The sequence below is a fragment of the Nesterenkonia aethiopica genome, from assembly GCF_039534665.1.
Lineage (GTDB): Bacteria > Actinomycetota > Actinomycetes > Actinomycetales > Micrococcaceae > Nesterenkonia > Nesterenkonia aethiopica.
Map to the genome: position 1 here is coordinate 38,198 of NZ_BAAAVT010000002.1, position 26,506 is coordinate 64,703.

Annotated in this window: 27 protein-coding genes and 1 tRNA gene; 23 read left to right on the forward strand and 5 right to left on the reverse strand. The window is 68.9% G+C overall.

All coding sequences use genetic code 11. The features are described from left to right. Positions 1 to 53 precede the first annotated feature (53 nt). The 12 genes from ABD658_RS01520 (at position 54) to ABD658_RS01575 (ending at position 13,256) form a co-directional block, all read left to right on the forward strand. The gene (locus ABD658_RS01520; protein ID WP_344682810.1) at positions 54 to 3,254 is read left to right on the forward strand and encodes an Rne/Rng family ribonuclease; all 3,201 of its coding nucleotides are present in this window, start codon (positions 54 to 56) and stop codon (positions 3,252 to 3,254) included. 244 nt (positions 3,255 to 3,498) lie between these two features. Further along, complete coding sequence (gene rplU / locus ABD658_RS01525) at positions 3,499 to 3,807, forward strand: 50S ribosomal protein L21 (protein ID WP_070158809.1); 309 nt, start codon at positions 3,499 to 3,501, stop codon at positions 3,805 to 3,807. A gap of 64 nt (positions 3,808 to 3,871) precedes the next feature. Further along, positions 3,872 to 4,129 (forward strand): 50S ribosomal protein L27, encoded by a 258-nt coding sequence (rpmA, locus tag ABD658_RS01530; protein WP_070158810.1) that lies wholly within the window; start codon positions 3,872 to 3,874, stop codon positions 4,127 to 4,129. Between the two features lie 154 nt (positions 4,130 to 4,283). Beyond that, positions 4,284 to 5,951: a GTPase ObgE gene (gene obgE / locus ABD658_RS01535; protein ID WP_344743678.1), complete on the forward strand. Its 1,668-nt coding sequence runs from the start codon at positions 4,284 to 4,286 to the stop codon at positions 5,949 to 5,951. Beyond that, positions 5,948 to 7,105 (forward strand): glutamate 5-kinase, encoded by a 1,158-nt coding sequence (proB, locus tag ABD658_RS01540; protein ID WP_344682813.1) that lies wholly within the window; start codon positions 5,948 to 5,950, stop codon positions 7,103 to 7,105. Before obgE ends, proB begins: the two co-directional genes overlap by 4 nt. Before the next feature lie 100 nt (positions 7,106 to 7,205). Beyond that, positions 7,206 to 8,663 (forward strand): glutamate-5-semialdehyde dehydrogenase, encoded by a 1,458-nt coding sequence (locus tag ABD658_RS01545; protein ID WP_344682815.1) that lies wholly within the window; start codon positions 7,206 to 7,208, stop codon positions 8,661 to 8,663. Positions 8,664 to 8,763: 100 nt separating this feature from the next. Beyond that, positions 8,764 to 10,203: a mechanosensitive ion channel gene (locus ABD658_RS01550; RefSeq protein WP_344682817.1), complete on the forward strand. Its 1,440-nt coding sequence runs from the start codon at positions 8,764 to 8,766 to the stop codon at positions 10,201 to 10,203. A gap of 138 nt (positions 10,204 to 10,341) precedes the next feature. Next, positions 10,342 to 10,527: a hypothetical protein gene (locus ABD658_RS01555; RefSeq protein ID WP_344682819.1), complete on the forward strand. Its 186-nt coding sequence runs from the start codon at positions 10,342 to 10,344 to the stop codon at positions 10,525 to 10,527. Positions 10,528 to 10,592: 65 nt separating this feature from the next. Beyond that, positions 10,593 to 11,279, forward strand: coding sequence for a nicotinate-nucleotide adenylyltransferase (gene nadD, locus ABD658_RS01560; RefSeq protein WP_425574455.1), 687 nt, complete (start codon positions 10,593 to 10,595; stop codon positions 11,277 to 11,279). After that, the gene (locus ABD658_RS01565) at positions 11,276 to 12,616 is read left to right on the forward strand and encodes a hypothetical protein (protein WP_344682823.1); all 1,341 of its coding nucleotides are present in this window, start codon (positions 11,276 to 11,278) and stop codon (positions 12,614 to 12,616) included. The genes nadD and ABD658_RS01565 overlap by 4 nt, the downstream gene beginning before the upstream one ends. A gap of 58 nt (positions 12,617 to 12,674) precedes the next feature. Further along, positions 12,675 to 13,064 carry a ribosome silencing factor gene (rsfS, locus tag ABD658_RS01570; RefSeq protein ID WP_344682825.1) on the forward strand — a complete coding sequence of 130 codons (390 nt, stop codon included), beginning with the start codon at positions 12,675 to 12,677 and terminating at the stop codon, positions 13,062 to 13,064. A 119-nt stretch (positions 13,065 to 13,183) separates the two neighbouring features. After that, positions 13,184 to 13,256 (forward strand) — tRNA-Ala (locus tag ABD658_RS01575). A 91-nt stretch (positions 13,257 to 13,347) separates the two neighbouring features. On the opposite strand, the gene ABD658_RS01580 is transcribed toward ABD658_RS01575, so the two are convergent. Then, positions 13,348 to 14,112, reverse strand: coding sequence for a TetR/AcrR family transcriptional regulator (locus ABD658_RS01580; protein ID WP_311024305.1), 765 nt, complete (start codon positions 14,110 to 14,112; stop codon positions 13,348 to 13,350). 103 nt (positions 14,113 to 14,215) lie between these two features. Between ABD658_RS01580 and ABD658_RS01585 the strand changes: the two genes are divergently transcribed. From ABD658_RS01585 to ABD658_RS01600, 4 genes are all read left to right on the forward strand, one after another. Next, positions 14,216 to 15,418, forward strand: a complete 1,203-nt coding sequence (locus ABD658_RS01585) for a DUF418 domain-containing protein (RefSeq protein WP_344682830.1) — start codon at positions 14,216 to 14,218, stop codon at positions 15,416 to 15,418. A 15-nt stretch (positions 15,419 to 15,433) separates the two neighbouring features. Continuing rightward, complete coding sequence (locus ABD658_RS01590) at positions 15,434 to 15,775, forward strand: YdeI/OmpD-associated family protein (RefSeq protein WP_344682832.1); 342 nt, start codon at positions 15,434 to 15,436, stop codon at positions 15,773 to 15,775. Between the two features lie 45 nt (positions 15,776 to 15,820). Next, positions 15,821 to 16,255, forward strand: coding sequence for a VOC family protein (locus tag ABD658_RS01595; protein WP_344682834.1), 435 nt, complete (start codon positions 15,821 to 15,823; stop codon positions 16,253 to 16,255). Positions 16,256 to 16,397: 142 nt separating this feature from the next. Beyond that, the gene (locus ABD658_RS01600) at positions 16,398 to 17,387 is read left to right on the forward strand and encodes an aldo/keto reductase (protein ID WP_344682837.1); all 990 of its coding nucleotides are present in this window, start codon (positions 16,398 to 16,400) and stop codon (positions 17,385 to 17,387) included. Positions 17,388 to 17,406: 19 nt separating this feature from the next. Here ABD658_RS01600 and ABD658_RS01605 read toward each other — a convergent pair whose 3' ends face one another. Then, a complete protein-coding gene (locus ABD658_RS01605; RefSeq protein WP_344682839.1) occupies positions 17,407 to 19,005 on the reverse strand; it encodes an FGGY family carbohydrate kinase in 1,599 nt (532 codons plus the stop codon). Positions 19,006 to 19,133: 128 nt separating this feature from the next. On the opposite strand from ABD658_RS01605, the gene ABD658_RS01610 reads away from it, so the two are divergent. Both ABD658_RS01610 and ABD658_RS01615 read left to right on the forward strand, forming a co-directional pair. Then, complete coding sequence (locus ABD658_RS01610; RefSeq protein WP_344682841.1) at positions 19,134 to 20,390, forward strand: D-arabinono-1,4-lactone oxidase; 1,257 nt, start codon at positions 19,134 to 19,136, stop codon at positions 20,388 to 20,390. Next, entirely contained in the window at positions 20,387 to 20,791 is a 405-nt protein-coding gene (locus ABD658_RS01615; RefSeq protein WP_344682843.1) for a sensory rhodopsin transducer, read from the forward strand. Before ABD658_RS01610 ends, ABD658_RS01615 begins: the two co-directional genes overlap by 4 nt. A gap of 136 nt (positions 20,792 to 20,927) precedes the next feature. Here ABD658_RS01615 and ABD658_RS01620 read toward each other — a convergent pair whose 3' ends face one another. The 3 genes from ABD658_RS01620 to ABD658_RS01630 all read right to left on the reverse strand — a co-directional run bounded on the left by ABD658_RS01620 (position 20,928) and on the right by ABD658_RS01630 (position 22,734). Beyond that, positions 20,928 to 21,185, reverse strand: coding sequence for a DUF7218 family protein (locus tag ABD658_RS01620; protein ID WP_344682845.1), 258 nt, complete (start codon positions 21,183 to 21,185; stop codon positions 20,928 to 20,930). Between the two features lies 1 nt (position 21,186). Beyond that, positions 21,187 to 22,092, reverse strand: a complete 906-nt coding sequence (locus tag ABD658_RS01625) for an SDR family oxidoreductase (protein WP_139827535.1) — start codon at positions 22,090 to 22,092, stop codon at positions 21,187 to 21,189. A gap of 213 nt (positions 22,093 to 22,305) precedes the next feature. Next, entirely contained in the window at positions 22,306 to 22,734 is a 429-nt protein-coding gene (locus ABD658_RS01630; RefSeq protein ID WP_083277684.1) for a DUF3054 domain-containing protein, read from the reverse strand. 96 nt (positions 22,735 to 22,830) lie between these two features. On the opposite strand from ABD658_RS01630, the gene ABD658_RS01635 reads away from it, so the two are divergent. The 5 genes from ABD658_RS01635 to ABD658_RS01655 all read left to right on the forward strand — a co-directional run bounded on the left by ABD658_RS01635 (position 22,831) and on the right by ABD658_RS01655 (position 26,373). Then, positions 22,831 to 23,526, forward strand: coding sequence for a SatD family protein (locus ABD658_RS01635; RefSeq protein ID WP_344682849.1), 696 nt, complete (start codon positions 22,831 to 22,833; stop codon positions 23,524 to 23,526). Then, a complete protein-coding gene (locus ABD658_RS01640) occupies positions 23,523 to 24,140 on the forward strand; it encodes a hypothetical protein (protein WP_344682851.1) in 618 nt (205 codons plus the stop codon). Before ABD658_RS01635 ends, ABD658_RS01640 begins: the two co-directional genes overlap by 4 nt. Before the next feature lie 140 nt (positions 24,141 to 24,280). Next, the gene (locus ABD658_RS01645) at positions 24,281 to 24,784 is read left to right on the forward strand and encodes an SRPBCC domain-containing protein (protein ID WP_344682853.1); all 504 of its coding nucleotides are present in this window, start codon (positions 24,281 to 24,283) and stop codon (positions 24,782 to 24,784) included. Beyond that, on the forward strand, positions 24,781 to 25,149 hold the full coding sequence (locus tag ABD658_RS01650) for an ArsR/SmtB family transcription factor (RefSeq protein ID WP_070161571.1): 369 nt from the start codon (positions 24,781 to 24,783) through the stop codon (positions 25,147 to 25,149). Before ABD658_RS01645 ends, ABD658_RS01650 begins: the two co-directional genes overlap by 4 nt. A gap of 300 nt (positions 25,150 to 25,449) precedes the next feature. Continuing rightward, positions 25,450 to 26,373, forward strand: a complete 924-nt coding sequence (locus ABD658_RS01655; protein WP_344682857.1) for a methyltransferase domain-containing protein — start codon at positions 25,450 to 25,452, stop codon at positions 26,371 to 26,373. The last annotated feature ends 133 nt before the right edge of the window (positions 26,374 to 26,506 follow it).

Genomic DNA, 26,506 nt, shown 5'->3' on the forward strand with positions numbered 1-26,506 from the left:
CCGGCGCGAGGGTGGGTGTGGCAGCCTCGGCGTCGGCATGGAGCAACAGAACAATGTCGCACACAGACACGCCGAACGACGCGGCGTCGACACAGGACACCGTCGGCGCGGACATCTTCAACCCGTTCAGCCCCCCTCCGGCGGACGCGTCGGCCGAGTCGGCAGAGGCCACGAGCGCAGCCCAGCCGGACACCGACACGCCCGAGCCCGCCACGGACAGCGGCACGGACTCCGGCACCGGCGGCGACACGCCGGCCCGCGGGACTGCCGAGGACGCTCCCGCTCAGGAGGCCGCCGGCCTGGCGTCCGATGCCGCGACCGAGGAGGACGAGGAGTCGGACCAGGACGCGCAGACTGCCGAGGAGGCCCCGGCGGCCGACCCCGTCATGGTCCTGTTCCAGGCCCCCGACCTCTCCGTGGTGGAGAAGGCGCGACGTTCCCGTCCTTCTCGGGAGGACGCGGCAGCCGCCGACGCGGAGTCCGATGACGACGCTCGGGACCGGGACGCTTGGGAGGACCAGGACGACCGAGGGGACGACGGGGCAGACTCCCGCGATGACTCAGTCGGCGAGTCCTCGGGCGGATCTGGCGCCGATGACGACGGCTCCGGCGGACAGCGGCGGTCACGGCGCAAGCGCCGCCGCGGTGGTCGGGGTCGCAGCCGACAGTCCTCGGAGAACTCCGAGACGCCCGAATCATCGGCCAGCTCCGAGGCGTCGCCGTCCGGTGACTCCGGATCCTCCGCTCAGAGCGGGGCCGGAGATGGTGAGAACGGTGAGGAGCCCCGCGACGCCGAGGGCGAGGTGGTCCGCAAGCGTCGGCGCCGTCGCCGTGGTTCGGTGGACATGGAGGTCGCCGGCGGCGAGGGTGACGACCCGGAGCACACGGTGACGCGCGTCCGCGCGCCCCGCGAGGTCTCGGAGTCCTCAGCCCCGACGAAGGTCGCCAGCCTCAAGGGCTCGACGCGCCTGGAGGCCAAGCGTCAGCGTCGTCGTGCTTCCCGGGAGACCGGACGTCGGCGTCAGGTCATCACCGAAGCGGAGTTCCTGGCTCGCCGCGAGTCGGTGGACCGGAAGATGATCGTCCGGCAGAAGGGCGACCGGATCCAGATCGGCGTCCTCGAGGACGGAGTGCTCGCCGAACACTACGTGTCGAACACCCAGCAGGACTCCCTCATCGGGAACGTGTACCTGGGCAAGGTCCAGAACGTGCTGCCCTCCATGGAGGCGGCCTTCGTGGACATCGGCAGGGGCCGCAATGCGGTGCTGTACGCCGGTGAGGTCGACTGGGACGCCGCCAACTTGGACGGCGCCCCCCGGAAGATCGAGAACGCGTTGAAGTCGGGCGACTCGGTCCTGGTCCAGGTGACCAAGGATCCCGTCGGCCACAAGGGGGCACGGCTGACCAGCCAGGTCTCGCTGCCCGGACGGTACCTGGTGTTCGTGCCGGGCGGCTCGATGACTGGCATCTCACGCAAGCTGCCGGACACCGAGCGGTCCCGTCTGAAGAAGATCCTCAAGGAGCAGATGCCGGACAACGCCGGCGTCATCGTGCGGACCGCCGCCGAGGGCGCCTCCGAGGAGGAGCTCACCCATGACATCAACCGGCTCCGTGCCCTGTGGGAGACCATCCAGGCTCAGAAGGCGGACCGGAAGGTCCTCGCCCCGGAGCTGCTCTACAGCGAGCCGGACCTGACCATCAAGGTCGTCCGCGACGTCTTCAACGAGGACTTCTCCTCCATGGAGATCCAGGGTGAGGAGACCTGGGACAGCGTCGAGGCCTACGTGACATACGTGGCGCCCCACCTGCTGGACCGGCTGCACCGCTGGGACCCTGAGGAGCAGAAGGCGGACGACATCTTCGCCCACCACCGCATCGACGAGCAGCTGGCCAAGGCGCTGGACCGCAAGGTCAACCTTCCCTCCGGCGGCTCCCTGGTCTTCGACCGGACCGAGGCGATGACTGTGGTCGACGTCAACACCGGCAAGTTCACCGGCTCCGGCGGGAACCTCGAAGAGACGGTCACCCGGAACAATCTGGAGGCCGCCGAGGAGCTGGTGCGGCAGCTGCGCCTTCGGGACATCGGGGGCATCATCGTCGTCGACTTCATCGACATGGTCCTGGAGTCCAATCGGGACCTGGTGCTGCGGCGGCTGGTGGAGTGTCTGGGGCGGGACCGGACGAAGCACCAGGTGGCCGAGGTGACGTCTCTGGGTCTGGTCCAGATGACGCGCAAGCGCATGGGGACCGGCCTGCTGGAGGTCTTCTCGGAGCCCTGTGAGCACTGCGCGGGTCGCGGGCTGATCACCCATGGGGAGCCGGTCGGCCATGTGCCCTCCTACACCTCCCAGGGGGAGGCACGCTCCGGCAAGGGCCCGAAGAAGCGTCGCAAGAAGGGCGGGAAGGCCTCCTCCGGGTCCGACCAGCAGACCTCCGGCGAGCCGAGCGCCCAGGAGCGCGAGAAGCAGGAGAAGGCTCGTCAGGCGCTGGCCCAGGTCGCCGCGGCGACGACAGGACATACCGAGGACTCCTCGGACGAGACGTCCGGCGGCTCCGGTTCCGGCGGGGGCCAGGACACGTCCGGGCAGACGCGGGAGGACTCCGGCGAGCAGCAGGGCTCGGGCCGGCGACGTCGCGGGCGCAAGCCCCGCCGCGCCACCGGCGGCGGTAGCCTCGCGGCCGCCGGGCAGGATCAGGCCGCACACGGCCACGGCGGGCAGGACGACCAGAAGCCGCAGGAGGTCGCCGGCGGCGGAGACACCCCGGTGCTGACGATCGGCGGCGAGCCGGTCCCGGTGCCTCGAGGGGGCGAGGAGACCGCGGCCCCGTCGTCCGACGAGCGTGCCGCCACGGTCTCGCTGGATTCGCTGGACGAGGCCCTGGCCTCCCGGTCCGAGGCGTCCTCGGCAGACGAGGGTCCCTCGCGGCGCACTGCCGACTCAGAGGCCTCCGGCCGCCCTCGGGGGCGCCGGCGTCGCCGAGCCGCAGGCTCCGCTCAGGGTGCCGCCGGTGAGGTGCAGGAGGTCTCGGCCGAGGTCACCGGGCCGAGTCGGACGTTCAGCAGCACCGAAGCGGGGTCCGCTGACTCCGCGGATGCGCAGGCCGGCTCGGGATCCCGGGGCGGGCCGGCCGGTTCAGGAGCCGGTGAGCCGGTGATGCTCGGCGTGGGTGTCAGCGCGGAGGAGATCAGCCAGACCTCCTCCGACGGCGGCTCGGAGTCGGAGACCGAGAACGGTGACGCGCCCTCGACATGATCGGCGTGTCGGAGGGGCCGCTCAGTTGCTGCTGGGCGGTTCTTCCCGTAAAGTAGATCCCTGGTGTCATCGGCACCAGCAGGTCTTCTGTGCTCGGAGATGAACGAGTAGACCGCCAGTCAGACGATCCGCATTCCTGAGATGCTCAGGCGTGATGCGAATCCCGCCTGACCGTGGTCGAGTCCTCGTGTCCGACCAGATCAGGAATTTGTCCATATTTGTCATCGAGAGAAGTGAGTCCCAAGTGGTGTACGCGATTGTCCGCGCTGGCGGCCGCCAGGAGAAGGTTTCCGTCGGAGACCTCGTGACCCTTGACCGCGTCCCCGCCGAGGCAGGCAGCACCATTGAGCTGCCGGCAGTGATGCTGGTGGACGGGGACAAGGTCACCACCGCAGCCGACGACCTCGCCAAGGTCACGGTCACTGCCGAGGTTCTGGAGAACGTCCGCGGCAAGAAGGTGGTCATTCACAAGTTCAAGAACAAGACCGGCTATCACAAGCGCCAGGGTCACCGTTCTGAGCTGACCCGCGTGAAGGTCACCTCCATCGCCTGAGCGGCGAGACGACGCACGCTCATCCCGTTCCACACAACCATCCAGCTGAGAGGCAGGCAGACCTATGGCACACAAGAAGGGTGCGAGCTCGACTCGCAACGGCCGTGACTCGAACGCACAGCGCCTCGGCGTGAAGCGTTTCGGCGGCCAGACCGTCAACGCCGGTGAGATCCTGGTGCGCCAGCGCGGCACCAAGTTCCACCCCGGCACCAACGTCGGGCGCGGCGGGGACGACACCCTGTTCGCCCTGGCCGACGGCGCCGTGGAGTTCGGCAGCCGCCGCGGCCGCAAGGTCGTCAACATCGTCCCAGCCGCACAGTGAGTGCGGCGCCGGGCTGAGCTGGGCGCCTTGCGCCCTGCGGGCCCGGACGACTGACTGACAGCAGATCGAGGACGGGCCATCACGGTCCGTCCTCGATCTGTCTTAACAGCCGGAGATGAGACCGGCCCATCGGCCCCTGAGAAGGAGCATCACCATGGCACACTTCGTCGATCGCGTCGTGCTGCACGCCGCAGGCGGTGACGGCGGGCACGGCTGCGTGTCCGTCCACCGGGAGAAGTTCAAGCCGTTGGGCGGCCCGGACGGGGCCGACGGCGGCGACGGCGGCGACGTCGTGCTCGTCGTCGACCCGCAGACCACGACGCTCCTGGACTACCACCACCGGCCGCATCGTCGGGCGGAGAACGGCGGCGTCGGCCAGGGTGGCCTGCGTCACGGGCGGCGCGGAGCGACTCTGGAGCTGCCGGTGCCCGACGGCACAGTGGTGAAGGATCGCGACGGCACCGTGCTGGCGGACCTCGTCGGCGCCGGGGCTCGGCACACGATCGCCGACGGCGGACAGGGGGGCCTCGGGAACGCCGCGCTGGCCTCCAAGAAGCGCAAGGCCCCCGGCTTCGCGCTGCTCGGAACCCCCGGCGAGGAGCGCGAGGTCGTCCTCGAGCTGAAGACCGTCGCCGATGTCGCCCTGGTCGGGTTCCCCTCGGCGGGCAAGTCGAGTCTGATCGCTGCGATGAGCGCGGCCCGCCCGAAGATCGCGGACTACCCCTTCACGACCCTGGTGCCGAACCTCGGTGTGGTGCAGGCGGGTGAGACGAGGTTCACCGTCGCCGACGTGCCCGGCCTCATCCCCGGCGCGGCGCAGGGCCGGGGTCTGGGACACGAGTTCCTACGGCACGTCGAGCGCTGCGCGGCACTGGTGCACGTGTTGGACTGCGCCTCCCTGGAGACCGACCGTGACCCGCTGAGCGACTTCGAGGCGATCGAGGCGGAGCTCGCGGCCTACGCGCCCGACGCCGTCGTCGATGCCTCCGGGCACACGGGCGAGGCCGCGATCCCGCTGAATGAGCGTCCGCGTCTGGTGGCGCTGAACAAGACCGACCTGCCGGATGGGGAGGCGATGGCGGACATGGTCCGCGAGGAGCTGGAATCCCGCGGTCTCCGGGTCTTCGACGTCTCCGCGCTGAACCGGTCCGGGCTGCGGGCGATGGGCTTCGCCATGGCCGAGATCGTGGAGGAGGCCCGCCGCCAGCGGGAGGCGCCCTCCGCTCCCGTGCAGGTCACGGTCCGACCGAAGGCGGTGGACTCGAAGCCGTTCACCATCACCCGCGAGGAGAAGGGCGGAGAGCCGCTCTTCCGGGTGCGTGGGGCCAAGCCCGAGCGCTGGATCCAGCAGACCGACTTCAACAATGACGAGGCGGTGGGCTATCTGGCAGACCGCCTGGCGAAGCTCGGCATCGAGGACGAGCTCTTCCGCCAGGGAGCGACTCCCGGAGACGCCGTGGTCGTCGGGGGAGAGGACGGCGTGGTCTTCGACTGGGAGCCGACGATGGTCGGTGGAGCCGAGCATCTGGCTGGACCCCGGGGGAGTGATCTCCGCTTCGAGGATACGAACCGTCCCACCCGGGAGCAGAAGCGTGCCGAGCAGCAGGCCCGCCGTGACGCCAAGGCCGCGGTGCGGGCCGAGATGGAGGCCCAGTACGCCCACTGGGATGCTGAGGAGGACGAAGGCGCCGGTGGGGACGAGGGCGAGGTGGAGGTCGTCTACACCCACGGCGATCCTGAGGAGGACCTGCGCATCGAGCACGGTGGACGCTCTGCCGAGGAGGCGGAGGAGGCGGAGGAGACGGGGGAGGGCCGTCGATGAGCACTCCTCGCCTGACCCAGTCGGTCATCACCGAGCGTTCCGAGATCACCCGCGCCCGACGGCTCGTGGTCAAGGTGGGTTCCTCCTCGCTGACGACCCTCGACGGCGGGATCTCCGTGGACGCGCTGAACCGCCTGGTGGACGCGCTGCAGCTGCTGCGTTCCCGAGGGACGCAGATCGTGCTGGTCTCCTCCGGAGCGATCGCGGCCGGACTGGCCCCGTTGGGACTGGAGCGTCGGCCCCATGACCTGGCCACCCAGCAGGCCGCGGCCGCCGTGGGACAGGGACTGCTGCTGGCCCACTACAACCGGGCGTTCGCCCCGTACCGGACCACGGTCTCGCAGGTGCTGCTGACGGTGGAGGACCTGATCAGGCGCACCCACTACACCAATGCCCTGCGGGCGATCGAGAAGCTGCTGAGCCTCGGATCGGTGCCGGTCGTCAATGAGAACGACGCGGTGGCCACCCATGAGATCCGTTTCGGAGACAACGATCGCCTCGCGGCACTGACGGCGAACCTGATCCGCGCCGACGGCCTCGTGCTCCTCTCCGACGTCGATGCCCTCTACGACGGGCCTCCGGAGCAGGGCGGACGCCCTGTGCCCACCGTGCGGGGCCCCGAAGATCTGGAGGGGGTGACGCTGGGCCGACGTGGCAAGGCCGGCGTCGGCACCGGAGGCATGGTCACCAAGGTCGAGGCTGCGCAGATCACAGCCGGCAACGGCATCCCGGCGATGCTGACCTCTGCGGCGCAGGCTCCGCGGCTCTTCGCCGGCGAGGATGTGGGCACCTATTTCGTGGCCCAGGGCCGCCGCCGCGGTGCGCGTTCGGCCTGGCTGGCGCATCTGGCCCACGTCAAGGGACGCCTGACCATCGACGACGGTGCTGTCGCCGCCGTCGTGGACGGGCGACGCTCACTGCTGCCGGCGGGGATCCTGCGGGTCAGCGGCGAGTTCGAAGCCTCAGACCCGGTGGAGATCGCCGACCCGCGAGGCGTGGTGCGTGCCCGCGGACTGGTGGGATATGCCTCCACGGAGCTGCCCGGCATGCTGGGACGCTCCACGGCGGACCTGGGCCGGGACATGGGAACCGACTACGAGCGACCGGTGGTCCACACCGATGACATGGTGCGCGTGCCGGTGCTGGGTGGATGACACTGCTGAGAGGACGATCCCCGACGGCGACGGCAGGACCGACCACCGCATGTGACGCCCGGGGGTGGTCCCCGGGACGACGAGGACTAGGCTGGAGAGCATGAGCGAGAAGCAGAGCACGGAGCAGCAGACCACGGAGCAGCAGACCACCGAGAAGCTGACCACCGAGCAGGACGCGGGCCGGGAGTTCGAGGGCGAGACGACCCGGACCGAGGACCAGGACCTGCCAGGAGCGATCCGGGAGCTGTCCGCGCGTGCCCGTGCGGCGTCGAGACGCCTCGCTCAGCTGGATCGGGAGCGGAAGGACCGGACGCTGGCTGCTGTGGCCCAGGGGCTGCGTGAGTCGCGGGCCGCCCTCATCGAGGCGAACCAGAAGGACCTGGATCGCGGTCGGGAGTCGGGGCTGAGCCGTGCCCTGCTGGACCGGCTGGCCCTCGACGAGGCACGCATCGAACAGCTGGCCGCCGCCGTGGAGGAGATCATCGCCCTCGACGACCCTGTGGGTCGCGTCGTGCAGGGTCGCACGTTGCCCAACGGCCTGCGGCTGAGTCAGGTGACGGTTCCGCTGGGCGTCATCGGGGTCATCTACGAGGCCCGCCCCAATGTGACGGTCGACATCGCCGCACTGGCGCTGAAGTCCGGCAACGCGGCGCTCCTGCGCGGCGGCTCGGCGGCGCAGAGCACCAATGAGACGCTGCTGGCCGTGATCCGGGACGCCCTGCGGGCCACGGCGGCGCCGGTGGACGCTGTGCTGAGCATCGATGCGCACGGACGAGACGGTGCGACCGAGCTGATGACGCAGGTCGGCTCGGTGGACGTGCTGATTCCGCGCGGAGGCCGGGAACTGATCCAGCATGTGGTGCGCACCTCCCGTGTGCCGGTCATCGAGACCGGTGAGGGCAACGTCCACGTGTTCGTCGATGCCAGCGCCGACCCGTCGATGGCTCGAGACATCGTGGTCAACGCCAAGGCGCATCGGCCCAGCGTGTGCAATGCCGCGGAGACCCTGCTGCTGCATCGGGACGCGGAGGCCGCCGGCCGTGAGGTGCTGCGCGGTCTGCTCCGTGCCGGCGTGGATCTGCATCTGGACCCCCGAGCCCAGGAGTGGCTGCCGGTCCAGGAGCCGGAAGATCCGGCGCGCAGCGGCGTCGAAGGACAGGTCCTGGAGCTGACGGACGAGGACTTCGCCACTGAGTACCTGGATCTGCAGATGGCCGTGGGCGTCGTCGACTCCCTGGAGGAGGCGATCGAACACATCGGCCGGTGGAGCACCGGACATACCGAGGCGATCATCACGGATTCGGTGGCCCATGCGGACCGGTTCGTGGCGGAGATCGACGCGGCGGCGGTCGTGGTCAACGCGTCGACCCGGTTCACCGACGGCGGAGAGTTCGGCCTGGGGGCCGAGGTGGGGATCTCGACGCAGAAGATGCATGCCCGCGGCCCCATGGGCATGGGCGAGCTGACCACCACCAAATGGATCGTTCGCGGTGAAGGTCAGGTGCGTGGGGCCCGTGCCGAGAGCTCCGCGCTCCCGGGATCCTGCCCGGGGGACTGACGCGCCGACGGTAGACGCCTGCCAGGGCCTTCGGTAGCGTATGTGATGTCGGCCACTCCTTCGCGAGCGGCTGACCACCGCAGACGACGAAGGAGTCATCATGAACCTGGGCGACTACGACTGGCTTGGGCTGGTCGAGAAGGTCGTCATAGCTCTGGTCATCCTTCTGGTCACATGGATCGTGGCCAAGGTAGTCCGATGGGCTGTGGCGAAACTGGTCAGAAGCGTTCCTCTCCTGCAGCGTGGAGGTGATGGCGGCCAGTCCTTGGGCGAGGGGCTCGGCCAGATCGCCTCATTGCTGATCTGGCTGTTCGGTCTGGTGGCGGTCCTGCAGGTGTTCGCCCTGGAACAGGTCCTCACCCCGGTGCAGGAGCTGCTGCAGGTCTCTCTGGGCTTCCTGCCCAACATCATCGCCGCCGGTGTGATCTTCTTCATCGGTGTGGTGATCGCCCGCCTCGTCAAGCAGCTCATCGAGGCGACGGTCGGCAGGGTGAATTTCTACGGGCTGGCGAACCGGGCCAGGTCTGCCGCTGACCGCACCAGTGAGGCGGCAGGGGCTCCGGGTACGGCGGCACCCGCGGGGCAGAGCGGTCCACCGCCTGGCCAGGCGCCGGGTGGCGCCTCAGCCGAGGCCGTCGACGTCAATCGCAGGATCACCTCGACGATCGCCAACATCGTGTTCGCGATCATCGTCATCGTGGTCGGCATCGCCGCTCTGCAGGTACTGGGCATCTCGGCGATCTCGGAGCCTGCCACCGCGATGCTCGACATGATCCTCAACGCCATCCCGGCGATCATCGCCGCAGCGCTGATCCTCGGCGTCGGCGTCCTGATCGCGAAGTTCATCGGAGGCCTGCTCGAGTCGACCTTGGGCAGCATCGGCACCGACCGGTTCGCCGCCACCTTGGGCGTCGAGCCGCAGCAGTCCAGTGTCTCGTCGATCCTCGCGAAGATCGGGCAGGTCGCGATCGTTCTCTTCTTCGCCATCATGGCGGCCAGGGCTCTGAACTTCCCGGAGATCACGCTGATCCTCAACGAAGTCCTGGCGCTCGGCGGCCGGGTCCTCTTCGGCGCGATCATCATCGGAGTCGGCTTCTTCATCGCCAACCTCCTGGCCCGCACCGTGGGAGGCGGGACCGCGAGCACGATCATCCGCTACGGCACGCTCGCGCTGTTCGTGGCCATGGGTCTGCAGTACATGGGCATCGCGGACTCGATCATCAATCTGGCCTTCGGCGCCGTCGTCGTCGGAGGGGCTCTGGCCGCGGCCCTGGCCTTCGGCCTGGGAGGCCGGGACACGGCGGCCCGCACCCTGAAGAGGCTCGAGGACAACAGGGCGAGCACGTCGACGCCGGCAGCCGCGAGTGCCGACGCCACCCGACGGACGGGCGGCGCAGCCCAGGCCGGCGGCGGAACAACAGGGTCGACGGGCGGAACAGGGTCGACCGGACGCCCTGCGACGCCCCCGCAGTCGCCCCCGAGGACGCCGCCGCAGTCGCCTCCGGGGACTCCACCGTCCGCGCCGCCGCAGGCTCCATGAGGCTGCCGCTGACGCGAGCCTGACAAGGGGTCGGTTCGACCTGTCGGCGCATCGGATCGCTCCGGTGCGCCGACAGGCGAGTCGGCCCCGTCTTCGCGTAGACTTGCGGTGTTCTGAATCGTCCGTAGAGGGAGAGGCATGCTCAACCCGCCGTTCGCCGCCGAGATGCTGGCCGCCGAGGCTGAAGAGGAGATCGCCCTCTTCATGCCCGCCGAGTGGTTCGGCATCATCATGTTCATCGTGCTGATGCTGCTCCTGCTGATCACCGTCGGATTCTCCAGCAAGAGCAAGAGCCCCGCCGCCCGGGAGCACGAGGACCACTGAACGCAGTGCCTCCACAGTCCGCCGCCACCTCCGACCCCGGACGCCGCAGGATGCGGCTCGGGCTCATGGGTGGGACCTTCGACCCCATCCACCACGGTCACCTGGTGGCTGCCAGCGAAGTCGCCAGCGAGTTCGAGCTCGACGAGGTCATCTTCGTCCCGACCGGCCAGCCTTGGCAGAAGGCGGAACGTGATGTCACCGCACCGGAGCACCGGTACCTGCTCACTGTGATCGCCACGGCGGCCAACCCCCGGTTCACCGTGTCGCGGGTGGACATCGATCGCGGAGGACCGACCTTCACGATCGACACGCTCCGGGATTTCCGCCACCACTATCCCGAGGCGGATCTGTTCTTCATCACCGGGGCGGATGCGATGGCACAGATCATGTCCTGGAAGGACGTCGACGAGCTGTGGGAGCTGGCACACTTCGTGTCCGTCACTCGGCCTGGCTACGTCTCCGAGGACTTCGGGCGCACCGATCACATCTCGCTCATGGAGATCCCGGCGATGGCGATCTCCTCCACCGACTGCCGAGAACGTGTCCGGGACGGCAAACCGGTCTGGTATCTGGTGCCGGACGGGGTGGTGCAGTACATCGGGAAGCACAGGCTGTACCAGGATCTCTCCAGTGCAGACGAGTCGTCTGTCACGTCCGGCGAGGCGGCCAGGGGCGAGGACGACTCCCGGCATAGCATGGACGAAATCCCGCAACCCCGGACGACACACAGTCCGCAGGAGGCTACGACATGAGTGCAGAGAACCCCGAGCAGGGCGACGGCGGCGATCTCCGCGCCCGCTATCTGCCCGTGTCCCGGAAGGAGCTGCGCCGTCGTCGTGAGGCTGAGCTGGCCGCCCAGCAGGCCGACGGGCGTCCCTCGGGGACCCAGGACGGCGGCTCCGTCGACACGCCTTCTGACGAAGATTCTCAGCCGACGCCCCCGGCTGGGCCGGTCTCTGCCGCCGTCGTGCTCGACGAACAGACCCAGACGGCGAGCACGCCCGTGGTGAGTCCCCACGACCAGGCAGACGCCGCGGTGCTCGATGCTGACGATGACGAAGCGGTTGCCGGCAGCGAGGATGCCGCCGGTGAGGACGGCGCGGCTGACGACAGTCAGGGCGTCGAGGACGTTGCGGCAGAGGTCACCGACGTGACGTTGCCGGCGGTTCGGGAGGAAGACGCAGCCCAGGACCTGGCCGACAGCGAGGACCTGGTGGACAGCGAGGGCCTGGTGGATGTGGATGCCGCGGAGACCGGAACTCTTGAGGTGGTCCCCGTCCCCCCTTCCGAGGACGGCGACCAGGCTGAGGCATCGGACGCCGACGATCTCGACGACGACGATCTCGACGACGACGACGGGGATGACGACGGCGATGACTTCGACGGCGACGATCTCGAGGATGCCGACGACGTCGGCCTCGGAGCCGGCGACCCCGGCGGTGAGACGGCCGACGCGGGTCTGCCTGAGGACGAGGCAGATGATGCCGACGACGTGGACGACGACGCAGATGACGCGGACGACGACGAGGCGGACGGCGGGGAGGCCTCCGAGGATTCGCCGGAGGAGACGGCACCCGTGCCCGCGTCGCGCAAGGCACGGCGCCTGCTGAGAGAGACCGGCAGCCTCCAGGCGCTGACCGATGACAAGCTGCAGGAGATCGACCAGCTGACGGCAGCGATCGCGACGCAGTCGGCCCAGGACCCGCATCGGGTGGATCCTGAGCTGCTGAAGAAGCAGCAGGCACTCGCTGCCAAGGCCATGCAGGCCAACCAGGAGCGCCGTCGTCGGGAGATCGAGGAGGAGGAGCGTGACCGCCGACGTCGTCGTCGGGAGCGGCCTGAGTCTGAGGTCATCACCCGCAAGGCGCTCCGCGCCTACGCCACCTCGGACGACCAGGAGTACGTGGACGTCCCCACCGGGGAGATCGACCCGATCGAGGCCAGTGGCGCCCACGGCCTCGAACTTGACGACATGGTGGAACAGACCACCCGGCAGGCCTCCCGGCAGGCCCTGCTTCTCTGGCTGGTGATCATCCTGGCAGCATTGCTGCTGATCGCCGTCGGCGTCGTCCTGTTCACCGTTCTCTGACACGACCACACCACACTTCGGCGGGGATCTGCCGACAACTGAGGAGCTTCGACTCGACGTGACCATCTCTGATGCGGTCCTGACCGAACTGCGCACAGCCGCCGCCGCGGCTGCGGACAAGCTTGCCACAGACATCGTGGGCCTCGACGTGGGGGAGAGGCTGGGCATCACCGACGCCTTCCTCCTCTGCTCGGCGCCGTCAGAGCGTCAGATCGGGTCGATCGTGGATGAGATCGAGCGTCAGCTGCGTGAGCAGCACGACTCCGCGCCGCTGCGCCGGGAGGGACGGGGGTCCGGCACGTGGGTGCTTCTCGACTATGGGCATCTCGTGGTCCATGTGCAGCAGGAAGAGGAGCGCGTCCTGTACGGGCTGGATCGTCTCTACGCGGATGTGGACCGGGTGGATCTGCACCTGCCAGAGGCCGGACCAGCCGCAGCGGGCGAGTGATCGCCCCAGGTCAGGAGCCGATGGCGATGTGGCGAGCGCCACGTCATCCCGATTTGCATCGGCACTGGGCGGATGAGTAAAGTATAGGAGTCGCCACGGCGGCGGAGAGAAAAACATGCGGGGGTATGGCGCAGCTGGTAGCGCGTCTGCATGGCATGCAGAAGGTCACGGGTTCGAGTCCCGTTACCTCCACCGATAGATGAATTACCCAGAGATGCCTCGTCAGATGACGGGGCATTTCTGCGTCTGGAGATGATCCGCTCCCAGAGGGGTGCAGGCGGGCTCACCCCGCGGCGGCGCTCGCCTCCTCGATTCGCACCTCAAGTCCGTCGAGCACCAGGTCGAGGCCGTGGATGAACTCTCTCCTCTCGGTGACCTGCGTCGGCTCGTCCGTCTCGGGGAAGACGCTCGAGGCGAGCATCTCGGCCACCTGGGGGAAGCGGTCCGCTGTGACGAGCTGCGTCAGCGCCGACCCGTACTCGTGCTCGGCCTCAGCCTGGGCCTGACCTGCGGGGCGGCCGTCGTGGAGGTCCTGCATGAGCAGGATGGACTGCCGCACGAAACCGCTGAGCAGAGTGATCACGCGGATCTTCTCGCGCCACGTCAGCCGGGTCGCGGCCAGGGGTTCGAGACCACGTTCCAGCCAGGCGATCTGATGTGGGCCTGACGGCGCGCGATGCACCGGGATCCGAGGGATCCATGGGCGCCGGACGTACAGGTCCCAGAGGTCAAGCGCCCATTGGCGCAGGCCGGGGCGCCATCCGCCAGGGGGTGCCGACGTGCCGGGCAGTTCGCTCGCGGCATCCATCATCAGGTGGAGCAGATCCTCTTTGGAGCCGATGTGCCGGTACAGCGACATGGCCGTGACGCCCAGCTGGTCGGAGATGCGGGGCAGAGTCACTGCATCCAGGCCTGACGTGTCAGCCAGCTCTACCGCCGTCGTGATCACCGTCTCGAGATCCAGTCTCGGCTTGCGTCCCTGACGCGCCTGGCTCGCAGGGAGCCGCCACTGGCGGCGCATGAGGTCAGGCACGGTGCTGTCGTTCATGGTCCCGATCCGGTGGCTGGTCCGCCCGATGGCTTCGGGCGCGTCCCAGGATACCTGAGGCCACTTAGTATACGAGATATAGTTTAGCTGTCATAGTTACCGTATGGCCCCAGAGTCTCCCCAGACGGCGCGCAGCGCCACACACCAGAGGCTGCATGACGTCGACGCCCTGCGCGGCTTCGCCCTGCTCGGCATCTTCGTCGTCAACGTCACTTTCATGGCATCGGCCTACCCGGGGAACCTGGTGGACGACCCGTCGTTCTCGTCGCCGGTCGACCACATCGCACGCTTCCTCGTCGCGGTGCTGTTCTCGATGAAGTTCTACCTCCTGTTCTCCTTTCTCTTCGGCTACAGCTTCGTCCTCCAGATGGAGGCGTCCCGACGAGCGGGGAAGGCCTTCGTCCCGCGGATGCTGCGCAGGATCCTCGGCCTCTTCCTGCTCGGGGTCGGGCATATCGTGGTGCTGTACGGCGGAGATGTGCTGACCACATACGCCGTGGTGGGTCTGATCCTGGTGGCGATGCACCGCGTGAGAGACGTCGTCGCACTCCGCGCCGCCGGGGCGATCTACGCCTTCGTGCTGCTGTCCCTGATCATGAGTGCTCTGTTCATCGATCGCTCAGCGTTCATGCCCGAAGAGGCTCAGCGGTTGATCATCGCCGCGGAGCAGACTCAGCTCCTGCTGGGCGGTCCCGCCGACGTTGTGTCGCACCACCTCAGCGGACTCGATCTGCTGGTGGTGCAGGCGGCATCACTCCAGGGACCCACTGCCCTGGCGATGTTCCTCCTCGGGATGGTCGCGGCACGACGCGGCCTGTTCACCACGCTGAGCGAACGCCCTCGTCTGCTGCGGCAGGCCCAGGTCGTCGGTTTCCCGGTGGGCCTCGGCGGAGGCATCGTCTACGCCCTCCTGGGCGCCGACAGCAACACAGTCGCCGTCGCCGTGAGCGTCGCGACGGCGCCGTTCCTGACCGCCGCCTACGTGTCGACCCTGGTGCAGCTCATGCACCGGGCGGCCTGGATCCGCGAGGCGTTCGCGCCGGTCGGTCGGATCGCGCTGTCGAACTATCTGGCGCAGTCGGTGGTCGGCGTCCTCCTGTTCACCGGAGTCGGACTCGGGCTGGCCGGCCGAGTGTCGCCGCCGCTGCTGATCCTGACGGCCTGCATCGTGTTCGCCGGGTCCGTCGTGGCGAGCCGATGGTGGCTGCGGCGCCATCGATACGGACCCGCGGAGCATCTTCTTCGCTGGTTCACGAACTGGAGCCGCCCGAGCAGTCCGCGAGCGACCAGACCGCTGACACGCTGAAGGAGCCGTTCCGTCATGGATGTGATCACCGCGAAGACCACGGGCGAATGGGAGCGCTGGCTCGAGGCCCATCATGACACCACACCGGAGGTGTGGATCCTGATCGGCAAGCGGGCCTCCGGCATCCCCTCGATCCAGCCGGAGGAGGCGACCGAAGCGGCCCTGTGCTTCGGATGGATCGACAGTCACCGGCGCGCCGTCGACGACAAGACCTATCTGCAGCGCTACTCGCCCCGTCGTCGTGGAAGCCGTTGGTCAGCGCGCAACGTCGCCCTGGCGGAGAGACTCATCGCTGGGGACCGCATGCGGCCCGCAGGGCTGGTCGAGTACCAGAAGAGGAGGCCGCCCGATCCCTGAACGCCTCGGAGAGCCGCGGCCCCACAGACGACCGAAAGGAACACCATGCTCCACGGATTCACCACCATCAACTTCTACGTCGACGACGTCGCAGGCGCCGCGAGCTGGTACCGGGAGGTGCTGGGCATCGAGCCCTATTTCGTCCGACCGTCGAGGGAGGACCCGGCCTACGTGGAATTTCGGGTCGGCGACCAGGATGCCGAACTCGGCCTGATCAGCAGTCAGTACCGTCCCGGAGGTCATGGAGAGGCCCGGCCAGCGGGAGCGGTCATGTACTGGCATGTGGATGATGTCTCCGGCGCGGTCGGGCGCCTCCTCGAGCTCGGCGCCACGGAGCTCGAACCTCCGACGCCACGAGGCACCGAAGGGTGGGAGACCGCCCAGGTGGCCGACCCGTTCGGCAACATCCTCGGCCTCATGTACAGCCCACACTTCCTCGAGCTGCGAGATCGCCGAGCAGCCGAGAGCTCGCGGGACTGACCTCCAGGCATCGGCTCCTCGGCTGCTCGCAGGGACCGTGGCGTGTGACGACCGGATTATGTCCTGCGGAAGGACTAGAGTTGACCTCGGCGGCCGGATCGATCGCGCCGCCACATGTCGTCGACACCGCACAGGAGTACACGTGGACCACAGGATTCTGGGCAGGACTCGTCGGGAGGTCTCAGCCATCGGCCTGGGGACTTGGCAGCTGGGAGCGGACTGGGGCGATGTGGAGGACTCCGCCGCCCTGGCCGTCCTGGATGAGGCCGCCGAGTCAGGGGTGACCTTCTTCGACACTGCCGACGTCTACGGGGACGGGCGCAGCGAGACCCTCATCGGGCGCTGGCTCCAGCAGAATCCGGCATGGGACGGAACCGTCGCCACGAAGATGATCCGCAGGGCGCCTGAGCCCGACCTCGCGCACGCCACCTACGACAACTTCCGTGCATGGACGGACCGTTCCCGCCGCAACCTCGGAGTGGACACCCTGGACCTGGTCCAGCTGCACTGTCCCACCAGCGACGTCATCGCCTCCGATGCGGTCTATGAAGCCCTCGACCGCCTCGTCGAAGACGGTGCGATCGCTTCCTACGGCGTCAGCGTGGAGACCTGCCGGCAGGCCCTCGACGCGATCGCGCGGCCCCACGTGGCGACAGTGCAGATCATTCTCAACGCCTTCCGGCGCAAGCCCCTGGATGAGGTCCTGCCCGCCGCCCAGTCCGCCGGCGTCGGGATCATCGCTCGGGTTCCTCTGGCCAGTGGGCTCCTCAGCGGCCGCTACACCACCGAGACGGTCTTCGCGGAGAACGACCATCGCAGCTTCAACCGCGGCGGGGAGGCGTTCGACGTCGGGGAGACGTTCTCCGGGGTGGACTATGCGGCCGGCGTGGAAGCAGCCGCGACGTTCTCGGAGCTGGCCCGCGGCGTCGGTCTCGAGCCGGCGACCGCCGCGCTGGCCTGGGGCGCTCAGCAGGAGGGCGTGAGCACTGTGATCCCGGGTGCCCGTTCCACGGAGCAGGCTCGGGCCAATGCCGCCGCCGGAGAGGTCGAGCCGCTGTCTCAGGAGTTCCTGGATGCCGTCCGGGACCTCTACGACACGACGTTCCGGGAGGTCATCCACCCCCGCTGGTGACGGCGTCGGTGGGGCGGATTCAGCGTCTCCAGGCGGAGAACGTGCTCTCCAGCGCACCGTGGAGCTCTCGGTGCATCCGCCGCCGATGCTGATGCTCAGCCACCAGGGGAGAGGGGCGCGTCGGCACCTCCGACGATGTCGCCGCAGCGGCTCCTGCCGTGGGTGAGTCCTCCCCAGCGTCCTGAGCGGGGCGCGACTGGTCCGCCAGCGGTCGGATCTGGTGCCGATGGAGCACGGTCTCGGCCGCTGCGCGGGCCGCGTGGCGTGCCGCGGCGTCCTCGCCCCCGCGGACGTGCAGGACGTCCATTCCGGCGGCGTCCGCCAGCAGCTGTCGCCACACTCTGCTGGTGGCTCCTCCGCCCACCGTCGGCAACGTGGGCTGGCGCAGGTTCAGCTCGTCGACGCCGCAGGCCAGGGAATAGGCGACGCCACCGAGGACCGCCAGGTAAAGGTCGACCGCGGTCGTCTCCGGAGTGATCCCCACGAACGCTCCGCGGGCCGCCGCGTCTCTGACCGGGTAGCGTTCCCCGGTCAGAGACGGCAGGCAGAGGGGGCGCGGCGCCAAGACGCCGAGTCGGGTGGCCGCAGCCTCGTCGGCCTCCTGCGGGGTGGCTCCCGCCAGGAGCTCTCGGCGCGCCCATTCGGCCACGGTCCCGGCAGACTGCACCGCCGCGATCCTCAGGTCCGCGTCACCGGAGAGGGCCAGGCGATGTATGGGCGAAGCCGTGTCCGCCGGGCGTCCCACGTCGTGATCACCGGTGACGGCGGCGATCCACCCGGAGCCGCCCAGGGAGACGTAACCCCGGCCGGGGGAGTCCCCGCTCACCCCGTCGGTCGAGGCGCCGGCGTCGCCCAGACCCAACACCACCGGTGTGTCCGCGGCCAGTCCGAGCTCGGCCGCGTCCTCGGAACGGAGGCGGCAGGCCACGCTGCCTGGCCCGACGAGAGAGGGGAGGAGGTCCGGGAGGCCTGCGGCCAGGCGCGCTGACCGGCTGCGGCTCTGCAGCGCCCGGAGTCCGCCGGTCCACCAGCGGCGGGACTTCAGCTCGAGCAGCCCTGTGGTGGAAGCGGTGGTGGGGTCGGTCAGCGCCGGCGCGCCGAGGCGGCGGGCGATGGCTGCGGCCGGCCCGAAGACGACGTCGGCGGCGTCCTCGAGGACATGGGGTCGGTGACGGTCCAGCCAGAGCAGCTTCGGCATCAGTCCGCTGGCGTCCTGGAGGCTGCCGCTGCGTGCCGCCCAGTCGGGAAGGTCCCCCGCCAGCTCGTCGAACTCCTCGTGGGCGCGGACGTCCGAGTAGAGGATCGCCGGGGCCACGGGCAGGCCTGCCGCATCGAGGAGGACCACGTCCTGCATCTGGCCGGTGAGGCCGATGGCGACGACGCGCTCGGCCAGGCCGGGGCGCGTCACGGCGGCGGCGATCACCGCGCGGAAGGCGTCCCACCAGTGCTCGGGATCCTGCTCCGTCATCACGTCCCCAGACGCGGACGGAGGGTGCGCAGTCGGGTAGTCCTCGCGGTGGGAGGACCGATGCCGACCCTGCTGATCGACCACCACGAGTTTCACTCCGGAGGTGCCGAAGTCCACTCCGACGATGAGGGCGTCCTGGAGGCTGTGCATCCGCATCAGCGTATCGGGTGGGAGGTGCGCACTGGAATCACCGGGCCGCGGGAGGCTGACCTGGTCGACCGCTGGTGGCTACGGTGGCGGCGGTGCCCCGTGCCGTCTGCCCAGCCGTCAGGAGATCCATGACTGAGCCCAGATTCACCAATTGGTCCGGCAGCGTGTCATGCAGCCCCGCCCGGTGGCTGCGCCCCGTCGGCGTGGACGAGTTGGCGGAGACCGTCGCCGAGACGGCGGCCCGCGGGGGCACTGTGCGTCCTGTGGGATCCGGACATTCCTCCATGCCGCTGATGAGCACCGAGGACGTGCTCGTCAGCCTGGACGACTTCTCCGGGGTCTGCGGCGCCGACGTCGACTCGGGCCGGGCCACGGTGCTGCCGGGCACGGGGCTTGCCGAGCTTGGGGCGCAGCTGGCCGTACACGGAGTCGCGTTGGAGAACCTCGGTGATGTGGACTACCAGGCCATCGCGGGTGCCGTCGGGACGGGGACGCACGGTTCCGGCGTGCGGCTGGGCAACCTGTCCTCGACGGTGGTGGGCGGAGAGCTCATCGACGGTCGGGGAGAGGCCGTCGCCTTCGGCGAGGATGCCGGCGGCGACACCGACGACCCCCTGCTGCGAGCCGCTCAGGTCTCCCTCGGCGCCTTGGGGGTCCTCACCCGCCTGACCCTGCGCGTCGAACCTGCCTATCAGTTGCACCGAGTCAATGTGATGACGCACGTGGACTGGGTGCTGGAGAACTTCGACGCGCTCATCGCGGCGCACCGCAGCGTCGACTTCTACTGGTATCCGCGCAGCGATCTGGCCCAGGTGCGCATGCTGAACATCCCGGGCCATGAGCCGGACCCCGACCAGCCGGGGGCTGTCCCGCCCGGGACTGTGAAGACCGAGGAGACGGGGCCGTCCTACGATATCATCCCGAATGCCCGCGATCTGCGGTTCGAGGAGATGGAGTACATGCTCCCGCTGGACGCCTCGTTGGAGGCGTTCCGGCGCGTTCGGGAGCGCGTGAAGGCCCGTCATCGGGCACGCGTGGGCTGGCGGATCCTGGTCCGGACGGTCGCACCGGACCGGGCGATGATCAGCAACGCGCAGCGACGCCCCACGATGACCATCGCTCTGCTGCAGAACGCCACGTTGGACCACCAGGCGTATTTCGCGGACATGGAGCCGCTCCTGCGAGCCTTCGGAGGACGGCCCCACTGGGGGAAGAAGCATTCGCTCCGAGCCCCGGAGCTGCGAGAGCTCTATCCAGAATGGGAGGACTTCCTGGAGGTGCGAGACCGGATGGACCCGGAACGCGTCTTCCTCAACGACCATCTGGGAGAGATCTTCGGCGTGGAGACCCACGGAGGACGTCCTCGACGACAGGAGACAGGATGAGGCACTCACCCCCTGGAGGAGATGCCGCCGCAGGACCCGGCCACCGTCGGTGGGCGTTCTCCGCCGGGTGGATCCCGCCGGAGAGCACCGGGCACGAACCGGAGTTCACCAGCCGAGACGTGCTGTGTCTGCTCAACGCCGAGGCGGCTGACGCCTGTGTGGAGGTCACGGTCCACCACGCCGCACGCGAGCCGGTGGGGCCCTACCGGATCAGGGTGGGCGCCGGCCGGGTCACCCATGTGCGGATCAATGACCTCATCGACCCCGAGGCCGTCCCGCTGGGGGAGCCTTATGGCCTCTGCCTGGTGAGCGACGTTCCGGTGGTCGCCCAGCTGGCGCATCTCGACAGCCGCAGGGGCAGTCTGAGCACGGCGGTGACCACCGGAGTCCCTGGCGACTGAGGTCTGGCCGCTTCGACGGGCTCCGGTGCGGGCACGTGCCCGCCGAGCTCGCCTGCGCCGCGGCCGAGGCGAGTCCTCCCGCCGGGAGGGTGAGCGGTCGCAGATCAGTGGTCGCGCAGGTCAGTGGTCGCGCAGGTCAGTGGTCGCGCAGGGCCGAGATCAGTTCGTCCTTGGTCATGTCGGAGTAGCCGGTGATGCCGAGCTCCTGGGCGCGGTCCCGCAGCTGATCGACGGTGCGGTCCTCATAGTTCGATGACTTCCCGCCCTTCTCACCGACTTCGCTGCGGCCCTCGTCCGCCGCCTGGTTGGCGATGCGTGCAGCCTTCTCCTTGGACTCGCCCTCAGCGCGCAGCCGCTCGTAGAGCTCTTCGTCCTTGATGCTGTCGCGGGCCATCTCAGAACCCCTTTCCACCGGTCACCGGGATCACGGAGCCGGACACATAGGATGCTTCCTCACTGGCCAGGTACACATAGGCGCCGGCCAGCTCGGCCGGCTGTCCGGGCCGACCCAGGGGAGTGTCCTGTCCGAACTGTTCGACGGCGTCGTCGGGGAACCCGGTCGCCGGGATGAGCGGAGTCCAGATGGGCCCCGGCGCCACCGCGTTGACGCGGATGCCCTTCTCGCCGAGCTCCAGCGCCAGGGCTTCCGTGAAGGCGACCTGTGCCGCCTTCGTCATCGCATAGTCGAAGAGCGGGGGCTTCGGGCCGACCGCCTGGATCGAGGTGGTCGTGATGATCGAGGCCCCTGGCTTCAGATGCGGCACAGCTTCGCGGGTCATCACCACATGGGCGAGCAGGTTCGTGTCGAAGACGCGGCGCACCTCCTCTGTGGGCACGGTGTCGATGCCGTCACGTTGCCGCTGGTAGGCCGCGTTGAGGATGAGGACGTCGAGCCCGCCCAGGTCCTCCACGGCACGTACGACGACGTCGACCGCGTTCTGCTCATCAGTGATGTCGGCAGGGTAGGAGAAGGCATTCCGACCCGCGCTCTCGATGAGTCGGCGGGTCTGTGCGGCGTCCTCGGCCTCCTCGGGAAGGTGGACGAAGGCGACGTCGGCGCCCTCCCGGGCGTAGGCGATCGCCACCGCCCGGCCGATGCCGGAGTCTCCTCCGGTGATCAGGGCCTTCTTCCCGGTGAGCCGACCGTGGCCGACCCAGCTCTCCTCGCCGTGGTCCGGCGTGGGCGCCGTCGGGCCGGTCAGTCCCGGCTGGTCCTCCTGCTGCTGGGCGGGGAGCTCGTCCCCACGGTGCTTGGTGCGTGGGTCCTGCTGGGTGTCGTGATGGGGGTGATGCGATGTCACCGGAAGTCTCCCTTCTGTCAGCTCTCTGGCGCGCGTCAGCGGGATCCTGCACTCACCAACCTACGCCGTCGGCCTCCGCAGTCAACGGGGTGGGGACGTATTGTGAGGGAACTCCCAGGAAATCAGCAGAAAGTTCTGGGGAGCGGGCCACCGAGACGCCAGCGGGACAGGTGCGGGGCACGGACAGGGTCCGTGACCAAGATGTCGAGGAGCTCAGGCCCGGCCGGGGCGCCGGATCAGGCTGGTCAGTGCGCGACGTCCCAGGAGGAAGACGGCCAGGGTCACGGTGGTGACCAGGACGAAGGACACCGGTGCACCGCCCAGCCCCAGCAGGACGCGCAGCAGCATGCCCAGGGCCACCGTCACTCCGAGCACCACGACGCCGTCGGGCCAGATCCGAGACGGCCGACGCCACGTCCGGACCAGGGTCGAGGCGAGCGCCCAGGCGAGGAGGAACGGGAAGGCGGTGGAGAGGATGTCGAGCAGGCCCAGGCCGCTCACATGTGTGCGGTTCCCCAGCGCCGCGAACAGCGTGATCAGCAGCGCGTCCGCTGCGAGGAGCCACGCGGCGTGCCGCGGAGCGGGCGCTGGTGCGGTTCGGACGGGGCCGGGGGTGATGTCAGAGTCGTCGGCGGTCTTCATCGCAGCCCAGCTTAGACCGTCCTTCCTGGAGGTTGTACCGCAATTCACAACCCCTCAAGGGTGTTCCTGTAGATACAATCTGCTAAGGTTGTGCACATGATCATCATGACGCTCGACCAGAAGGACTCGCGGCGGCAGCCCGATCTGGTGAACCGAGTCGTCGCGGAGCTGGATGCGATGGCCGGACCGCATCTGGTGCGCCGATTCCAGCGCACCGCCGGGGACGAGGTGCAGGGAGTGCTGGACGACGCGCAGACGGTGTTGGAGATCGCCCTCGCCGTGGCGCGCACCGAGCAGTGGAGCACCGGCATCGGCATCGGGGCGGTGCGCACCCCGTTGCCTGAGGAGACGCGCGCAGGGAGCGGCCCCGCGTTCGAAGCGGCTCGCGACGCCGTCACCCGGGCCAAGCGGGCATCCGGGGGAGTGGCGCTCACAGCCTCCGACGCCGAGGCGGCGGAGCAGGCCGAGGCGCTGGTGCAGCTGCTCTGCGAACTTGAGCGTCGGCGCACGGACTCGAGCCAGGAGGCTGGGAAGCTCGTGGACGAGGGGCTCTCGCAGTCGGCCGCCGCGGAGGAGCTGGGCACAAGTCAGCAGGCGGTCTCCAGGCGCCTGCAGAGAGGGCTCTGGACAGAGACTCGCCGGGTCCTGTCGGTGGCTGCTGGCATCATGAAGGACATGGATGCCACCGATGGAGTCGATGTCACCGATGTCACCGATGTCACCGATGCCACCGATGCCGCTGACATCCCGGAGGATCGCGTCGGTGATGGGCGGCCGGAAGGGGAGGCATGATCCTCGTCGTCGTGATCCTGCTGCTCCTGTCGGCGGCCCCCGCCGCCGGCTCACTCCTCCCGCGGGTCGCGCGCCCACCTGTGGGTCTGATGAACCTCGCCGCGGCGGCTCAGCTGGCCCTGCTCGGAGCCGCCGCCCTGTGCGCCCTGCAGGTCTCGGACCTCGGGGACCCGTGGTGGCGTGCCGGACTGGTCATCGCCGCAGCGACGGCGGCCTGCCTCGGTGGCTCCGGCATCTCCACCGCAGTGCTGGACACGGCGACCCGTCACGATGCACGCCGCCGCCCGGACCTAGGGGCGGAATCCTCAGGTGACGCCTCCTGGGGTGCCGTCGCGCCGCGCAGCAGGCCGCTTCAGGACCTTGCCGAGGATGACCGTCCTGTCCTGCGAGGAGGTGCATGGATCGGCTTGCTCGAGCGCCTCGCGGTGGTCTCCACTCTGCTCGCATCCTGGCCGGAGGGGTTGGCTGTGGTGCTCGCGGTCAAGGGACTCGCGCGCTACTCCGAGCTGAAGCGGCCCAATGGGGCGGCGGAGAGATTCATCATCGGTACGTTCTGCTCTGTGCTGTGGGCGGCGGCCTGTGCCGGCGTGGCCGCACTCGGCCTGACGGGGTGATGGGGGCCGCGTGCGCATCACATCCTCATTGTGCAACCACATGTTGCATATCTGGCCACCCGGAGGTATGGTGAGCGCTATGCAACTTTAGGTTGCACATCCGGGGTCCGGATGTCGTCACTCGTCACAGGGAGCAGGCCATGGAAGACCGTAGGCAGGGCATCGCAGAGCTCGAGCTGGGCACCATCACCCGAACCATGGAGATCGCCGCGCCGCCGGAGATCGTCTACGAGGTCCTCAGCACCCCCGGCCACCTCGTGAAGTGGTGGCCGGATGGGGCGGACTTCACGCCCCAGGCGGGGGAGATCGGCACACTGACCTTCGGTGAGACCAGCGCATGCGGTCATGCAGAGACAGTGCCGATGGCCGTCGTGGAGGCGGATCCGCCGCAGCGCTTCGCGTTCCGCTGGGTCTATGACGCTGACGCATCCGCCGAACCTGGGAGCTCGCTGCTGGTGACCTTCGACATCCGGCCCGGCGAAGCTGAGCAGTCGAGTGTGGTCACCATGACCGAGGCCGGATTCCGGGAGCGCGGCTGGAGCGAGGCGTCCGTGCAGGCTGAGTACGAGGACCACGTGCACGGATGGACCACCTACCTGCCGCGCCTGACCAGCTATGCGGAGACGCTGGTGTCGGCGGCATGACGGCCACCTCTGAACGCAGCGGCGGCGAATCGTCCAGGATCGACGACACGCTGTGGGATGCCGTGGGGGATCCGACCCGCCGGGCTCTGATGGATGTGATGATCGCCGCGGGTCCGAGCAGCGCCACGAGGCTCAGCGAGCAGATGCCGGTGAGCCGACAGGCGGTGGCCAAGCATCTGGCCGTCCTGGAGAGGGCCGGGCTCGTGGAGGCTCGCCAGGAGGGTCGAGAACGACGCTTCACTGTGGATCCGGAGCAGCTGTCCCGCGCGACGGCGCAGCTGCAGGATGTCGGGCGGCGCTGGGATGCACGACTCGACCGGATCCGCCTGCTCGCCGAGGAGATCCACCGATCGCGGGCGAACTGAGCATCCTGGAGTGATCACCGGCCCGCTCCGGTGATCGCGGGGCAGGCGGCGGGCGCCGGACGGGGCAGGGGCCTCCGGGCATGGTACGGCCTCCTGAGGATGCCCGCCCTCATCGGTAGATTGACATAATGTAGATTATCGGCGATCGAGCGTGATGTGGTTGTGCGCGATTCGGGCCCCGTCACGCCCACAGTCGATCTCCCGCAGCTGAAGTCGATCTCCCTCAGTTGATCTCTCGTGACCTGGGCGTGAATGTCAGGTGCGGCGTCGCACGTCATGCCACCGGATACGCTCGGTGGCATGACCTGCTCGCCCCAGAGTTTCGACCAGATCGACCCGATGCGTGAAGCCCGCTGGCCGCTGCGCTGCCCGTTGCACCCGTCAGCTGCGCCGACCCCACTGACGGTGCTGACAGAGCTGAGTGAGGCGGACGAGTTGCATGCCAGGTCGCGCATCAGGGGGCTCACCTGCGCCGCAGGGCATCGCTTTGATGCGGCACGTCAGGGTTATGTCAATCTGCTGGTCGGCGCAGGATCCCGGGCCACACCCGACACGGCGGCGATGATCATGGCTCGCGAACGCATCCAGGATGCCGGGGTGTTCTCGGCGCTGACCTCGGCTCTCCGAGAGATCGCCGACCTCAGGATGCCTCAATCGTCGAGGCCCGTGCTGCTGGACTGCGGGGCCGGGACCGGACATCACCTGCGGAGCCTGCTGGAGGGGCACCCTTCCGCCCGCGGCATCGCTCTGGACCTCTCCCCCGCCGGGCTGAAGCGTGCGGCGCGGCATCCCCGCACGCTCGCGCTGGCCTGGGACCTGTGGCGCGACCTGCCTCTGCAGAGCTCTTCGGTGGATCTGCTGCTGGACATCTTCGCTCCGCGGAACGTGGACGAGTATGCCCGCGTGCTGGCCCCCGGTGGGGCTGCCGTCGTCGTCACGCCGCGGCCGGGGCATCTGGCAGAGCTCGCTGACGGCGGACTGCTGGCCATGCGTCCCGACAAACATGCGGACCTCACAGCCCACATGGGGCGGCGCCTCGGAGATGCCGTGGAGCGCCGCAGGGTCCGCGCGCACGTGCCGGTGGCCGAGTCCACAGCGGTGGATCTGGTGATGATGGGCCCGGCCGGCCATCATCGTGAGGCCCCCGACGTGGCCGCCGCGGTGGCCGAGGCCGGTGTGCACGAGGTGACGGTGGACCTGGATGTGACCGTGTGGATCGCATGAGTCGGCGGGTTGTGCGCAGTTCGGCTGTGATGGGGATGACGGGAGCACTGTCGTCAGGCAGAATGAGGAGCACAAGCGGCTCACCTGTGGGTTTTCTCCACGTACTGGATGAACGTACTGGATGAACGTACTG